The sequence below is a fragment of the Streptomyces sp. NPDC002793 genome (assembly GCF_040295485.1).
Classification (GTDB): Bacteria; Actinomycetota; Actinomycetes; order Streptomycetales; family Streptomycetaceae; genus Streptomyces.
Genome location: NZ_JBEOVL010000003.1, coordinates 252546 through 265325, shown reverse-complemented (window position 1 = coordinate 265325; position 12780 = coordinate 252546). Strand labels below are relative to the sequence as shown.

Annotated in this window: 16 protein-coding genes and 2 pseudogenes; 7 read left to right on the top strand and 11 right to left on the bottom strand. The window is 70.7% G+C overall.

Annotation, left to right across the window (positions count from 1 at the left end; genetic code table 11):
* Positions 1-64: 64 nt before the first annotated feature.
* The gene (locus tag ABT001_RS04520) at positions 65-733 is read left to right on the top strand and encodes a pirin family protein (protein WP_502967421.1); all 669 of its coding nucleotides are present in this window, start codon (positions 65-67) and stop codon (positions 731-733) included.
* Positions 734-799: 66 nt separating this feature from the next.
* On the opposite strand, the gene ABT001_RS04515 is transcribed toward ABT001_RS04520, so the two are convergent.
* Complete coding sequence (locus tag ABT001_RS04515; protein WP_351272250.1) at positions 800-1282, bottom strand: DUF2269 family protein; 483 nt, start codon at positions 1280-1282, stop codon at positions 800-802.
* Between the two features lie 87 nt (positions 1283-1369).
* Between ABT001_RS04515 and ABT001_RS04510 the strand changes: the two genes are divergently transcribed.
* Together ABT001_RS04510 and ABT001_RS04505 are read left to right on the top strand one after the other, a co-directional pair.
* Positions 1370-1711: a PadR family transcriptional regulator gene (locus ABT001_RS04510; RefSeq protein ID WP_351272247.1), complete on the top strand. Its 342-nt coding sequence runs from the start codon at positions 1370-1372 to the stop codon at positions 1709-1711.
* Entirely contained in the window at positions 1708-2385 is a 678-nt protein-coding gene (locus ABT001_RS04505; protein ID WP_351272244.1) for a permease prefix domain 1-containing protein, read from the top strand. The genes ABT001_RS04510 and ABT001_RS04505 overlap by 4 nt, the downstream gene beginning before the upstream one ends.
* Before the next feature lie 133 nt (positions 2386-2518).
* Here ABT001_RS04505 and ABT001_RS04500 read toward each other — a convergent pair whose 3' ends face one another.
* Positions 2519-3184 (bottom strand): DedA family protein, encoded by a 666-nt coding sequence (locus tag ABT001_RS04500; protein ID WP_351272241.1) that lies wholly within the window; start codon positions 3182-3184, stop codon positions 2519-2521.
* Positions 3185-3518: 334 nt separating this feature from the next.
* On the opposite strand from ABT001_RS04500, the gene ABT001_RS04495 reads away from it, so the two are divergent.
* The gene (locus tag ABT001_RS04495) at positions 3519-4436 is read left to right on the top strand and encodes an alpha/beta fold hydrolase (protein WP_351272238.1); all 918 of its coding nucleotides are present in this window, start codon (positions 3519-3521) and stop codon (positions 4434-4436) included.
* 17 nt (positions 4437-4453) lie between these two features.
* Here ABT001_RS04495 and ABT001_RS04490 read toward each other — a convergent pair whose 3' ends face one another.
* The 4 genes and pseudogenes from ABT001_RS04490 to ABT001_RS04475 all read right to left on the bottom strand — a co-directional run bounded on the left by ABT001_RS04490 (position 4454) and on the right by ABT001_RS04475 (position 6308).
* The gene (locus ABT001_RS04490; protein WP_351272235.1) at positions 4454-4855 is read right to left on the bottom strand and encodes a hypothetical protein; all 402 of its coding nucleotides are present in this window, start codon (positions 4853-4855) and stop codon (positions 4454-4456) included.
* 39 nt (positions 4856-4894) lie between these two features.
* Positions 4895-5191, bottom strand: a pseudogene (locus ABT001_RS04485) (hypothetical protein); the annotation flags it as partial.
* 42 nt (positions 5192-5233) lie between these two features.
* Entirely contained in the window at positions 5234-5500 is a 267-nt protein-coding gene (locus ABT001_RS04480; RefSeq protein ID WP_351272232.1) for a DUF397 domain-containing protein, read from the bottom strand.
* Positions 5460-6308 (bottom strand): helix-turn-helix domain-containing protein, encoded by an 849-nt coding sequence (locus tag ABT001_RS04475; protein ID WP_351272229.1) that lies wholly within the window; start codon positions 6306-6308, stop codon positions 5460-5462. Before ABT001_RS04475 ends, ABT001_RS04480 begins: the two co-directional genes overlap by 41 nt.
* A gap of 83 nt (positions 6309-6391) precedes the next feature.
* Here ABT001_RS04475 and ABT001_RS04470 point away from each other — a divergent pair.
* A pseudogene (locus tag ABT001_RS04470) lies at positions 6392-6802 on the top strand (ATP-binding protein); the annotation flags it as partial.
* Positions 6803-6816: 14 nt separating this feature from the next.
* Here ABT001_RS04470 and ABT001_RS04465 read toward each other — a convergent pair.
* The gene (locus ABT001_RS04465) at positions 6817-7638 is read right to left on the bottom strand and encodes a serine hydrolase domain-containing protein (RefSeq protein WP_351272226.1); all 822 of its coding nucleotides are present in this window, start codon (positions 7636-7638) and stop codon (positions 6817-6819) included.
* A gap of 87 nt (positions 7639-7725) precedes the next feature.
* On the opposite strand from ABT001_RS04465, the gene ABT001_RS04460 reads away from it, so the two are divergent.
* Both ABT001_RS04460 and ABT001_RS04455 read left to right on the top strand, forming a co-directional pair.
* Positions 7726-8181 (top strand): MerR family transcriptional regulator, encoded by a 456-nt coding sequence (locus tag ABT001_RS04460; protein WP_351272223.1) that lies wholly within the window; start codon positions 7726-7728, stop codon positions 8179-8181.
* Positions 8182-8185: 4 nt separating this feature from the next.
* Positions 8186-9205 carry an aldo/keto reductase gene (locus ABT001_RS04455; protein ID WP_351272220.1) on the top strand — a complete coding sequence of 340 codons (1020 nt, stop codon included), beginning with the start codon at positions 8186-8188 and terminating at the stop codon, positions 9203-9205.
* Between the two features lie 15 nt (positions 9206-9220).
* Here ABT001_RS04455 and ABT001_RS04450 read toward each other — a convergent pair whose 3' ends face one another.
* The 4 genes from ABT001_RS04450 to ABT001_RS04435 are packed head-to-tail and all read right to left on the bottom strand — an operon-like array spanning position 9221 to position 12618.
* The gene (locus ABT001_RS04450; RefSeq protein WP_351272217.1) at positions 9221-10024 is read right to left on the bottom strand and encodes a MerR family transcriptional regulator; all 804 of its coding nucleotides are present in this window, start codon (positions 10022-10024) and stop codon (positions 9221-9223) included.
* Positions 10017-10550, bottom strand: coding sequence for a VOC family protein (locus ABT001_RS04445; RefSeq protein WP_351272214.1), 534 nt, complete (start codon positions 10548-10550; stop codon positions 10017-10019). Before ABT001_RS04445 ends, ABT001_RS04450 begins: the two co-directional genes overlap by 8 nt.
* A gap of 59 nt (positions 10551-10609) precedes the next feature.
* Complete coding sequence (locus tag ABT001_RS04440; protein WP_351272212.1) at positions 10610-11632, bottom strand: ABC-2 membrane transporter-related protein; 1023 nt, start codon at positions 11630-11632, stop codon at positions 10610-10612.
* Entirely contained in the window at positions 11629-12618 is a 990-nt protein-coding gene (locus ABT001_RS04435; protein WP_351272209.1) for an ABC transporter ATP-binding protein, read from the bottom strand. Before ABT001_RS04435 ends, ABT001_RS04440 begins: the two co-directional genes overlap by 4 nt.
* Between the last annotated feature and the right edge of the window lie 162 nt (positions 12619-12780).

Here is a 12780-nt window from a genome sequence, read left to right as displayed (position 1 = left end):
TCAGGGCAGGTGCCCGGAGAGGAGGGGCGGAACGCGGCCCGGCGGGGGATACCGTGGGGGCGTGATGGACGTACGCCGGTCCGGGGACCGATTCCGAGGCGGGGATTCCGCCACGGGCGGCTCCGAGGGCATCGAGACGCTGCACGCCTTCTCCTTCGGGCGGTTCTACGATCCGGACAACCTGCGCTTCGGGCCGATCCTCGCCTGCAACGAGGAACGTCTCGCGCCGGGTGCCGGCTTCGACGAGCATCCGCACAGCCACACCGAGATCGTCACCTGGGTGGTGGAGGGTGAGCTCACCCACCGCGACTCGGCCTCCCACGCCACCGTCGTACGGCCCGGGGACGTCCAGCACCTCAGCTCGGCCGCCGGGGTGCGGCACGTCGAACGCAACGACGGGGAGCACCCGTTGAGGTTCGTCCAGATGTGGCTGTCCCCCCTGGAACCCGGCGGCGAGCCCTCTTACACGCACGTCTCCGGGATCGCCGGCTCCACCCCGTACGCCCTTCCGGAGGCGGGCGCGCTGCTCCATGTGTACCGGCCTTCCGAGGGGGAGCGCACCGCCGTGCCGGACGCGGCGGGCGCCTACCTCCACGTCGTACGGGGCGAGGTGGGCCTCGGCGACGAACGGCTGGGTGAGGGTGACTCGGCGCGGGTCACGGAACCCCGGGGGCTGGAGCTGGTGGCGCTGCGGGACGCCGAGGTGCTGGTGTGGGAGCTCGGCGTGGTGTGAGGCGTCACGGCTGCCGCCTGAGCAGTCCCAGTTCCAGTGCGCCCTGACCACGGGCGCTGCCGCGTCTCACGCCCCTGTCGTGGACCCGGGGCGGACGATCATCAGGACGACGACGACCGCCCAGACGAGGTTGAAGATGCCGGTGAGCATGGTCAGCCGCGCCGCCATCGGCCGTGCGGCATCCAGGGTGGGCGGGCCCTCGCCGTCGTCCTCGTCGGCCAGCAGCCGCCGCTGTCCGGGCAGGATGGCGAGTCCGAGGACGGCCGCGGCGATCAGGGTGAGGACGAGCGAGGCGATCAGCCAGGCATCGGTGAGGACTCCGAGCGCGGCACCGGTCGCGATCCCGAACACCGGCACGAAGATCCCGGCGAGCGAGTAGCCGTAGCAGACGCGGTGCAGGAGCCCGGCGACCCCCGCGGCCCTGCCGTCCTTCTCGGTGCCGTCCAGGGCACGCAGCGCGTAGCGCGGAAACATCGAGGCGGCGACGGTGATCGACCCGACGGCCACGATCGCGGCGATGACATGGATGGATAGCAGCAGCTTGGTCACTGCGGATGCCTCCTGCTCGGGACACGCGTATGTGTTGGCTGCCAATACATACACTGCCTACGCGTCCTTTGGGTAGGCTGCCTACCCATGAAGGCGGATGCGGTGCGAGGGCACCTCGACGGACTGCTGCTGGCCGTGCTGGAACCGGGCCCGCTGCACGGGTACGCGATCATCGCGGCCGTGCAGCGCCGCAGCGGCGGCGTACTCGAACTGCGCACGGGCACGATCTATCCGGCCCTGAACCGGCTGGAGCGGATCGGGCTGCTGAGCAGCAGCTGGGAGTCGGCCGGTGAGCGGCGGCGGCGCTGTTACGAGCTGACCGAGGAGGGGCGGCGCACCCTGGCCGGTGAGCGGACCGCGTGGGACGAATTCACCACGGCGATCGGCTCCGTCCTCAACCCCTCCACCCCGCCCGGGCTGACGACATGAAACCCACCGGCGGACCGGCCGACCCCGTCGCCGCGTACGAGGCATCCCTGACGGCCGTCCTGCACGGCCCTGCCGGGCCGAAGGCCCGCATGATCGAGGAACTGTGCGACGGCCTGGCGGACACGGCCCAGGCCCACGTCGCCGAGGGGATGTCCCCCGGACGGGCCGCCCGGGCGGCGGTACGGGAGTTCGGGACCGTCGAGGAGATCGCCCCGGCCGCCCAGCGCGAACTGACCATTGCCCAGGCCCGGCACACGGCACGGGCCGTGACCCTCACCGCGCCCTTCCTGATCGCCTGCTGGTGCCTCGCCCGGACGTCGGACCTCCCCGAGGCGACGACCGGGCAACTGTCGCGCACGGCCCAGCTGTCGGCGATGGGCCTGGCCGGTGTCGCGATCGTCGCCGCGCTGCTCGCCGCGGCACTGCTCGCCGCCACGGGCACCCTCGCCCGCAGGCTGCCCACCCTCCATCGACTTCCCCTGGCGGTCGCCTGGGCCGGCACCACGGCCAGCGTCGCCATGGCGGTCGCGACGCCCGCACTGGCGGTCGCCGCCGCGCTCACCGCGGACTGGCCGCTGCTCGCACTGGCCGGAGCCCTCTCGGCGGCCTCGCACGCCGTGGTGGCCTCTTCGGCCCGCGCCAGCCGCCGCTGTGCCCGCCTGAGCCCGGGGTAGGCCGGATTCACCGCTTGCCGGTGCCGACGGGACCGACCGTGACCCCTCGGAGCGCTCGGCCTCATGCTGCCGCCCCTCACCGGAACCGGGGAGACGGCCCCCCTGGGGCGGGGCGCCGCGTCCGTGGCTCCGTTCAAGAGGTCCGGCGGTGCTGGGCGGTCGAGTTGCGGCCCTTGATCCGTACGGTCAGGTAGACGACCAGGGCCACCACGACGACGACCAGGACCGCCTTGCTCAGGAAGCCGACGTAGGTCTCCACCACATCCCAGTGACTGCCCAGCCAGTAGCCGCACATCACCAGGACGCTGTTCCAGACGAGGCTGCCGAGCGTCGTCAGTATGACGAACTGGGGCATCGGCATCCGCTCCAGGCCCGCGGGGACCGAGATGAGGCTCCGGAAGATGGGCACCATCCTGCCGAAGAACACGGCCTTGGTGCCGTGCTTGGCGAACCAGGCCTCGGTCCGCTCCAGGTCCGAGGTCTTCACCAGCGGAAGCTTCGCCCACACGGCGAACAGCCGGTCACGGCCGATGAGTACGCCGATCCAGTAGAGGGCCACCGCACCGACCACCGACCCCAGGGTCGTCCAGAACAGGGCCGAGGCGAGGCTCAGCACTCCCTGGCCGGCCGCGAAGCCGGTGAGCGGGAGGATGATCTCGCTGGGCAGCGGAGGGAAGAGGTTCTCCAGGGCGATGGCCAGCCCCGCGCCGGGACCGCCCAGGGTGTCGACGAGGTCGGCGGCCCAGCCCGCGATGCCGTCCGTGGGCTCCTGCGGCAGCGCAAGGGTCATGAGATGCATGGGGGGCCTCCAAGGCGGCGGATCGAACGCCCGGGGCCGACGCCCCGACGCCCCTGCATTTTAGGAACTCTTTACTCGCCTATGGTACGCGGGTTGCCATTCGACGGACTGCGGCTTCCCACAGAGCCCGATGTGCGGGAAACCGCAGGGTCCCGCTCGGTGGTCGGGCCGCCGCCCGGGGGCTGGCCCCACCGAGCACGGTGCCCTCAGCCGCACCACGAACCTGCCTGGTGGCCGGATGTCGCACGGGCCGGTGCGGGCGAAAGATGGCTCTCGGGCGAGCAGCGCTGCACGCCGGAATCCAATCGCTCGACCTAACTCCTGAGGATCACTCATGGCCCGTTTCCGCCTTACCGACCGACGTGCACACCGCGCGATGTCGGGTATCGCCTTGCTGGCACTTGCCGCCGGTGCCCTCACGGCCTGCGGAGATGAGAGGGCTGCTCCTCCGGACTCGGCCGCGTCGGTACCCGCCGCACCGCAGGCGGCCACGTCGACGCCGCACCTGATCGACAACGGCGGGCACCGTCTCGCGTTCCACGTCACCGAGGGGCGCGGCCCGACCGTCGTCCTGGACGCGGGCGGCGGCGAGGACTCCTCCTACTGGAAGGACCTCGTCACCGAGCTCCACGCGAGAACCGGATCCGAGATCATCACGTACGACCGGGCCGGGCTCGGGCGGAGCGAGAAGGTGGCGGGACCGTGGAAGGTGGAGAACGCCGTCAGCGACCTGAGGGCGGGTCTGCGAGAGCTGGGCGTGACCGAGGACGTGATCCTGGTGTCCCACTCGCAGGCCGGCGAGATCGCGACCTACTTCACCAAGGAGAACCCCGAGCTGGTGTCCGGCTCCGTGCTCGTCGACGCCAGCCTGCCTCCGCTGTACACGGACGACCAGATAGCACGTGTCGTCGCGGCCAATCAGCCGGCGGTCGACGCGGCGAAGAAGGATCCCTCCGCCCCGCGGAACAGCCAGCTGATCTCCACCGCGGAGAGCTACGTCCCGATGCACCGGGCCTATCACCAGGTCTCCTGGCCCGACACCGTCCCGGCCACCGTCATCGTGTCGGAGAAGACCCCGTTCGACGGGTCGCCCGAGGACGCCCGGCGCTGGCGGGACGCCGCCTCGTCATTCGTACGGCAGGGGCCCGATCGGACCCTCGTGACCGCGAGGGGAAGCTCGCACGACGTCCCGAAGGACCGCCCGGGCCTCGTGATCGAGGAGATCGAGAAGATGGTGGCTGCCGCAGGCTGACGGCCCGCCGGACACGCCTAGGGCGACGTGCTCACCGCCGGTCCGTCCAGCTCGCGCATGGCCTGGCTGTGGGAGCTCATGCGGCGCGTCACGGTACCGATGGTGAACAGCCCCACACCGACGATCGACACCGGCAACGAGACACCGAGCACGGCTATGGCCTCGGGCCAGTCCCGCTCGTCCGCGCAGTGATCCCCGCTCCGGACGCCCTCGTTGGCGGTGCCGCGATCGGTGAACAGCCGCGAGGCGCATTCCCTCGGGTACTGGTCGTCCGGCTTCCGGTCCACCTCGTACGGCATGATCAGCAGCGCTGCGCACCAGACCCACAGCAGCGCGGCCAGGGAGAGCAGAACGAGGCCCCATGTCCGTGTTTTCCTGGCTCGGTCCCGGAAGTCGAGGTCGTAATCACGTGATCGCATAGCGTTCGAATCTATCGGAGCCCGAGGGCGCGGCTCGATTCAGGCGGCGGAGTGCCGACGCAGCCAGGTGTCGACGGCGGCGAAGTCCGCCCCGGTGAGCCCTCGCCAGGCCTCGATGCGGTGGAGGAGTGCACGCCCTGGGTGGTGTGCCTCCACCCAGACGCGGTCGATGTCGCTGATCTCGTCGTCGACCCAGGCGAACGGGCGCCCGGCGGCCCATTGGACGAGGGCCGAAGTCTTCCAGTGAAGCCCGTACACCTCCCGCTCCCGAGACGGCTCCGGCCACTCCAAGACGGGCAGTTCAGGCAGGCCGAGCCATGGCGCGACACAAGAGGAGGGGCGGCAGCGGATAGCCGGTCGTGGCCGCTGTCCCGCCCGTCAGCGGAGCCCATCCACGAACGCCTGCCAGGCGTCGGCGCCCAGGACGAGCACGGGGCCGGTCGGGTTCTTGCTGTCGCGGACGGGGACGGAGGCGGAGCAGCCGTCGGCGACCTCGACGCAGTCGCCGCCGGTGCTGCCGCTGTACGAGGACTTACGCCACGTGGCGCCGCCGGTCACGGTGCACTCGACGCACTCGCCGCCGTTGGTGCCGCTGTGGCTGGACTTACGCCACGCCGCGCTCTTCAGGTTCGGACCGGTCGCCATAACGCTCCTCCATCACACGAGTGATCAGTGCCGCCGAGTCCTCGACGGAGAGGGCTGCGGCCTGCAAATGAGCGTAGCGGCGTGCGGCTTCCCTGATGGTCTCGGGGCTGGCAGTCATGTGGCCGGAGATGAGGTCTTCCGTATAGATCAGATCTGGGTCACTTTCGAAACGGAGCAGGTTGAACGTCCCATCAAGACTGGTGTGTTCACCCGCTGAAAAAGGCAGCACCTGAATCCGCATCCATCGGTGCCCGGTGTACTCCAACAAGCGGGCGAGTTGCTTCCGCATGACCTCGCGGCCACCGATCGGCCGGTGAAGTACCGCCTCGTCCAGGATCGCCCAGGCCAGCGGCGGTTGCGCCCGCTCCAGGATGCGTTGGCGCTCCATTCGGGCCGCGAGGAGGCCTTCCAGGCCATCGGGCATGCCGGTGACCAGGACCGCCCGCGCGTACTCCTCCGTCTGCAGCAGCCCATACACCAACTGCGCCTGGTACGTGGAGATGTACGTCGCCTTCGCCTCCATGTCGGCGTACGCCTGGAACCAGGTCGGCAGCTGGCTCCTCAGCACCAGCCCCACCAGTCGCGAGAACACCCCGTCCGTGCCCAGCGCCGCGTCCAGGCGTTCCGAGAAGTCGCGGGTCGGCACCTTCTTCGACGTCTCGATCTGGCCGATCAACGAACCTGTGCAGAAGATGATCTCGCCGAGCTGCCCCTGCCTGAGGCCTGCGGCCTCCCGTCGGCGGCGCAGCTCCCAGCCGTAGAAGTGCAGCGGGGAGGCGTTGGGGTCGAGGGTCCGCACATTGGCCATGGAGGGTGCCTTCCGCTTCAACGCTCGGCGGCGTTCGGTTCAGTTGGTAGCCGAGAGTAATCACAGCACTGCATCCTGGTGACATGAATCACGTACCTGGCACTCGAACCGGTGACATGGAACCGGTCTACCGTGCCGATCTCGCGATGGGCGCGCACTCCGCCCGGCATCTGCGCCGCATCCTGCGCACGTACCTCACCCGCTGGGACCTGCTCGATGTGGCCGACGCGGCGGAGCTCGCGCTCACCGAGCTCATCGCCAACGTCGTACGGCATGTTCCCGGCCGCCGTTGCCAGACCTTCGTCTTCCTGCTCCCCGTCGGTGGCGTACGCGTCGAAGTCGCGGACGCCTGCGCCACGTTGCCGCACGCGGTAGCGGGTGACGCGCTCGACGAGGGCGGGCGGGGGCTGCTCCTGGTGGGCGCCGTCACCGACAGATGGGGTGTGGAGGAGCGACGGGACGGGCGCGGGAAGACGGTGTGGTTCGAGTGCCTCGGCCGGGGGGCCGCTCAGCGGGAGGCGGCGAGCTCCGCCAGCACCGCGTCGGTGAACGGCGTCCAGACCTCGGCGGCCCACGGGCCGAACGCCCGGTCCGTCAGTGCGACGCACGCCACGCCCGCCACGGGGTCGATCCAGAGGAACGTGCCGGACTGGCCGAAGTGGCCGAAGGTGGCGGGGGAGGAGGAGAGCCCGGTCCAGTGCGGTGACTTGGAGTCACGGATCTCGAAGCCGAGGCCCCAGTCGTTCGGGTTCTGATGCCCGTAGCCGGGGAGCACGCCCTTGAGGCCGGGGTGCACCACGCTCTGCGCCTCCAGGACCGTACGCGGGTCGAGGAGGCGCGGGGCCTGGACCTCCGCCGCGAAGCGGACCAGGTCGTCCACGGTCGAGACGCCGTCCTTGGCGGGGGAGCCCTCCACCGTCGTCGAGGTCATGCCCAGGGGTTCCAGGACGGCCTGGCGTACGTACTCCGGGAAGGGGATCTCCGTGGCCTTCGCGATGTGGTCGCCGAGCACCTCGAAGCCGGCGTTGGAGTACAGCCGGCGGGTGCCTGCAGGGGCGGTGACCCGGTGTTCGTCGAAGGCGAGTCCGCTGGTGTGGGCGAGGAGGTGGCGGACGGTCGAGCCCTCCGGGCCCGCGGGATCGTCCAGCTCGACGGCACCCTCCTCGTACGCCACCAGCGCCGCGTACGCCGCGAGCGGCTTGGTCACCGAGGCCAGCGGGAAACGGTGCGCGGTGGGACCATGGGTACCCAGGAGCGTGCCGTCCGGGGTGACGACGGCGGCTGCCGCGGTGGGGACGGGCCAGTTCTCGATCATCGCCAGGCTCTGCATGGGTACGAGCCTAACGGGAGCCGAAATCGAGATCGCCACTCGAATACGCTTGCTTGGAGTGCACTCCAAGGTTCTAGCGTGGAGGTCATGACGGTGATGGAGAGCATTTCCGCACGTACGGACATCTGCGCTTCCGCCCCGACGGCGCACCCGCGACCCGAAGGACAGGACCGCTACACCATCAGCGAGGTCGTCGCCTTCAGCGGGCTCACCGCCCACACGCTGCGCTGGTACGAGCGGATCGGGCTGATGCCGCACGTGGACCGCTCGCACACGGGCCAGCGCCGCTTCAGCAACCGTGACCTGGACTGGCTGGCCTTCGTCGGCAAGCTGAGGCTGACCGGCATGCCGGTCGCCGACATGGTCAGGTACGCCGAGCTGGTCCGGGAGGGCGACCAGACCTTCGCCGAACGGCAGGAGCTGCTGGAGTCGACCCGACGAGACGTGGAGACACGGATCGCGGAGCTCCAGGGGACGCTGGCCGTACTCGACTTCAAGATCGACTTCTATGACGGCGCCCGTACGGCGCCGGAAAGGGTCTGACGACATGAGCGAGACCGAAAAGATCGCGACCGTACAGCTCGGCGGCGGAGGCCCGCAGGTCGGGGTGCAGGGGCTCGGCTGCATGGGGATCAGCGAGTTCTACGGGGACACCGACGAACCGGCGGCCCGGGACACCCTGGAAGCCGCGCTGCAGGCGGGCGTCACCCTCTTCGACACCGCGGACATCTACGGGAGCGGGGCCAACGAGACGTTCCTCGCGCCGTTCGTCGGGGCGCACCGGGACGAGATCACGCTGGCGACCAAATTCGCCATCGAGCGAAGGGACGACGACCCGCACTACCGGGGCGTGCGCAACGACCCGGCGTACATCCGCGCGGCCGTCGAGGGCAGCCTGCGCCGCCTGAACACCGACGTCATCGACCTGTACTACATGCACCGCCGCGATCCGCTCGTCCCGTTCGCCGAGTCGGTGGGCGCGATGGCCGAGCTGGTGCGGCAGGGCAAGGTCAAGCAGCTCGGGCTGAGCGAGGTGACCGGGGACGAGCTCCGTGAGGCGCACGCCGTGCACCCGATCGCGGCCCTGCAGTCCGAGTGGTCGCTCTTCAGCAGGGACGTGGAGCGCAGCTCCGTGCCTGCCGCCGTCGAGCTCGGGGTGACTCTCGTGCCGTACTCGCCGCTCGGACGCGGCTTCCTGACCGGGGCGTTCGCGGACGCGGCCAAGGACCTGACGCCGAACGACTTCCGTAAGCACCAGCCGCGTTTCACCGGCGAGAACGCGAAGACGAACGCCGCGCTGATGGAGCCCGTGCACAAGATCGCGGCGGCGCACGGGGCGACGGCCGCGCAGGTGGCCCTGGCCTGGGTCCAGCAGCGCGCCGAGGTGCACGGCCTGACCGTCGTGCCGATCCCCGGCACCCGTAGGCGCAGCCGTCTGCTGGAGAACCTCGGAGCGACCCGGCTGACCCTGACCCCGCAGGAGTTGGAGGTGCTGGAGCCCATCGCGGGCCAGGTGGCGGGGGACCGCTACCCGGACATGAGTAACACGGCCACCGCGCGCGAGTAGGCGCCCACGCGGCCGTCACTCCCAGGTCGCGGTGTCGGGGTCGACGCCGTGGGCGCGCGCGGCGGCGTCGACGATCCGGCGGAACCACGCGGCGAGACCGGGGCGGATGCCGTCGTAGTGGGCGGCGAACGCCGGGTCGGCCTCGTACATGCGGGCGAGGCAGACCTGCATCTGCCGGGTGAGCGGAAAGTGCGAGGCGAAGACCTCGCGGTGCCGGTCGACCAGCCCGTTCGCCTCCGGGCTGCCCGGTGTGACTCCGGCGTCCATGGCGTCCGCCAGGGCGCGGTCGAGGCCGTCGACGGCCTCGACGACGGCTCCCCACTCCTCCGGTCCCCGGGAGGCGGAGCGTTCGGCGTACTGCTGCCACTGTGCCGTGTTCCCGTAGCGCTTCCGGGCCTGGGCGGGCCAGTCCGGATTCCACCCCGGGCCGAAGATCGCGGCCTGCTGCTCGACGCTCAGCAGCAGGCCGTTCTCATGGGCGTCGATCATCCGGTCCAGTCCGGCGCCGAGCCGCTGGAGGCGGTCGATCCGTTCGGCGACCTGGGCGCGCTGGGCACGCAGCGCGCCGGGCACGTCAGCGGTCGAGTCGTCCAGGACCGCCCGGATCCTGTCCAGGCCGAGGCCGAGCTCACGGTAGACGACGACGCGGTGCAGGCGTTCCAGATCACCGGCTGTGTAGAGCCGGTATCCGGCCGCCGTGCGCATCGACGGGCTCGCCAGGCCGATCTCGTCCCAGTGGTGCAGGGCGCGGACCGTCACGCCCAGGCGCGCCGAGGCCTGACCGACGGTCAGGCCTTCGGCGTCAGAGATGTCAGGCATGCTCAGCATTGTCGCCGACGGGGTCCGGCGGGGTGATCCCGATCTCCGCGAGGTTCCTCGCCTCCTGGCTCGCCGGGTCGAAGGGCTTCGCCGCCGTGAGGACGACCCGTGCGTTCTCGGGGGTGATCACTTCCACGTCGCGGGTGTTCCAGGGCGTGTCCCGTGGCCCGTCGACCGAGTCCGGGCGCACGGCGCGGCAGGCCTCCACGAGGGGGTCGATCTGGCTGAGCACGCACGAGAAGCTGACGCTCATCGCCGGTGCCTGTTCCGGAACGCTCTCCGCCCGGACGAGGAGCACGTCCTGGAACGCCCATCGGCGCAGGTGCACGAGTGTGCCGGGGATGCCGAACAGCTCGAAGAACCCGAGCCCACGCACCCAGAAGTCCACGGAAGCGGCCAGGTCGTCGGTGGGGATCGTCACGAACGCGGGCATTCCGTAGATGCCGCGGAACGGCTCCGGAGGGACCGCGTCGGGGCCGGGGGCGGGTACGGGGCTGGTCTCGAACGCGTTGTAGTAGTCGCTCATGTGCTCCACCCTCCGGCCTCACGCGACGTGAGGGTCAAGCGACCGCTTCCACCGGCAGGTCACAGGAGCCGCTTGCGGCCCCACAGGAGGACGAAGGCGACGACGGCTGCGGTGACGGCGAACATGATGCCCGCTCCGAGCCACTGCATCGACTGCATCTGCGAGACGGGAAGGTAGTCCATGGACCGGCCGATGACGTGCTGGGACTCCAGGCAGGAGGTGTGCGCCTCGGCGTTCTCCATCTGGTCGAGACAGGTGGTCCAGTCCAGGCGGTCGCCGGATTCGGTGAGGAAGTAGGTGCCCTGCCCCTGCTGCTCCGCCTCGGTGGGCAGCTCCGGCAGTGTGGCGTCGGGGCCGACGCCCTGGTCGGTGCTGACCGACATGACGTTGCCCAGGCTCCGCCACAGCTGGTCCCACACGAACCCGATGGCCACGACGATGCCGAGCGTGACCACCATCGACACCAACGTACGGCGCAGGAGCAGACCGACCGCCGCGCCGACGGTGAACGTGAGCAGGGCGTAGGCCACCGGTGTGACCCCCGTGACGCTGAAGAAGGAGGTCCACGTGAGGCCGTCGGAAAGCCCCTTGACCGGGCGCCACCACCAGGTGAAGACGACGCTGAGGACCGTGGTGCACAGGGTGAGCATCGCGGCGGGCACGGCGAGCTTCGTGGCGAGCCACCGCAGCCGGCTGACGGACTGCGAGGTCACCAGCTTGGCGGTGCCGGACTCCAGGTCGCCCGCGATGAGCGGGGCCCCGAGGAAGACACCGGCGAGGACGGGGAGGTAGCCGAGGTAACTGCCGATGCCGAACAGGCGGTCGGCGTACGTCTCGAACTCGGGCGGCAGGCCGCCGGACCTCCGCGAGGTCGGCTCCACGGTGGCCAGGAAGTCCATCGTCTGCCCTCGCAGGTAGGCCATGACGAGCACACCGAGGCAGGTGAGGGCGAGGAGCGTCCAGAACGCGGCGCGGTGCTGGCGCCGGACGAGCCAGACCGGACCGCCGAGCCGGGAGACCCAGCCGCTCCGAGGAGGCGCGGTGGGTGCCGTACGGGCCGGGTCACGGGTGAGGGTGGTCATGCGGTCACAGCCTTCGTCCGGTCGCGGGCGATGATGTCGTCGATGTCGCCGACCCGGGCACCGGGCGCGATCAGCGCAGGCACGTCGGGTGCGCGCAGGTACGCGAGCAGAAGCTCCTCCAGGGTCGGGACCTCGGCCGCCGGGCCGCCGTACCCGACCGGTCCGCCGAGACGCACCAGGACGCCGGGCCGGCCCTCGCCGCGGCGGGACTCGATGACCGTGTGGGGGGTGAGTTCGGGGGAGGGGCCGCCTCCCGGTACGTCGAGCAGGGCGTGCGCGGCGCGCAGTTCGCGTACCTCGCCGGCGAGGCGAAGACCACCGTTCGCGACGACGAGGAGGTAGTCACAGATGTGCTCCAGCTCGGCGAGCATGTGTGACGACACCAGCACCGTGGTGCCGTGTTCGGCGGCCTCCGTCGTCAGCGTGGTCATCAGCTCGCGGCGGACCAGTGGGTCCAGATCGGCCATCGGCTCGTCGAGGATGAGCAGATCAGGCCGCTTGCCGAAGGCCAGGGCGAAGGCGACGCGGGTGCGCTGCCCACCGGACAGCGTTCCCACCTTGGCGTCCAGCGGCACCTGTCCCGCGTGGACGATGCCCTCGGCGACCTCCTGATCCCAGCGGGGGTTGAACTCTCGCCCCAGCCGCAGGGTTTCGGCCACGGTGAAGCGCTTGAACAGCGGCTTCTCCTGGGTCAGGTACGCGGTCCGCAGGACGGCCTCCGTCGACCCCGGTGCCGCGCCGAACACCCGCAGGGCGCCGGTCGTCGGCCTGATCATGTTCGTGGCCAGGCCCATCAGGGTGCTCTTCCCGGCGCCGTTGGGGCCGACGAGGCCGCACACCCGCCCGGCGGGCAGCCGGAACGAGACGTCCCGCAGGGCCCAGCCCCGCCGGTACTTCCTGCCGATCCCGCGGGCTTCGACCGCCGCCTCGCCGACGGGGGGTGCGAACTCCGTCCCGCTTCCGTGGTGTGGCTGTGCGTGTTCCATATGGGGCTCCTGTGAGTGGAGGAGGGGGCCGTTCGCGTACGTGGGGGAGGGCGTTACGCGGGCGAGGTGACGGCGGCCACGGTCATGGCATCCTCCTTGTGTGATGAACGGCGAGCGCCGCCCGGTGAGGACCACTCTTCTCCGTCGCGCTCCGCGGCGGAT

Bases quoted from the DNA above. Each gene is read 5' to 3' on its own strand.
- ABT001_RS04520 (WP_502967421.1), top strand. From the start codon at position 65: ATGGACGTACGCCGGTCCGGGGACCGATTCCGAGGCGGGGATTCCGCC.
- ABT001_RS04510 (WP_351272247.1), top strand. From the start codon at position 1,370: ATGAAGGCGGATGCGGTGCGAGGGCACCTCGACGGACTGCTGCTGGCC.
- ABT001_RS04505 (WP_351272244.1), top strand. From the start codon at position 1,708: ATGAAACCCACCGGCGGACCGGCCGACCCCGTCGCCGCGTACGAGGCA.
- ABT001_RS04500 (WP_351272241.1), bottom strand. From the start codon at position 3,184: ATGCATCTCATGACCCTTGCGCTGCCGCAGGAGCCCACGGACGGCATC.
- ABT001_RS04495 (WP_351272238.1), top strand. From the start codon at position 3,519: ATGGCCCGTTTCCGCCTTACCGACCGACGTGCACACCGCGCGATGTCG.
- ABT001_RS04490 (WP_351272235.1), bottom strand. From the start codon at position 4,855: ATGCGATCACGTGATTACGACCTCGACTTCCGGGACCGAGCCAGGAAA.
- ABT001_RS04480 (WP_351272232.1), bottom strand. From the start codon at position 5,500: ATGGCGACCGGTCCGAACCTGAAGAGCGCGGCGTGGCGTAAGTCCAGC.
- ABT001_RS04475 (WP_351272229.1), bottom strand. From the start codon at position 6,308: ATGGCCAATGTGCGGACCCTCGACCCCAACGCCTCCCCGCTGCACTTC.
- ABT001_RS04465 (WP_351272226.1), bottom strand. From the start codon at position 7,638: ATGCAGAGCCTGGCGATGATCGAGAACTGGCCCGTCCCCACCGCGGCA.
- ABT001_RS04460 (WP_351272223.1), top strand. From the start codon at position 7,726: ATGACGGTGATGGAGAGCATTTCCGCACGTACGGACATCTGCGCTTCC.
- ABT001_RS04455 (WP_351272220.1), top strand. From the start codon at position 8,186: ATGAGCGAGACCGAAAAGATCGCGACCGTACAGCTCGGCGGCGGAGGC.
- ABT001_RS04450 (WP_351272217.1), bottom strand. From the start codon at position 10,024: ATGCCTGACATCTCTGACGCCGAAGGCCTGACCGTCGGTCAGGCCTCG.
- ABT001_RS04445 (WP_351272214.1), bottom strand. From the start codon at position 10,550: ATGAGCGACTACTACAACGCGTTCGAGACCAGCCCCGTACCCGCCCCC.
- ABT001_RS04440 (WP_351272212.1), bottom strand. From the start codon at position 11,632: ATGACCACCCTCACCCGTGACCCGGCCCGTACGGCACCCACCGCGCCT.
- ABT001_RS04435 (WP_351272209.1), bottom strand. From the start codon at position 12,618: ATGGAACACGCACAGCCACACCACGGAAGCGGGACGGAGTTCGCACCC.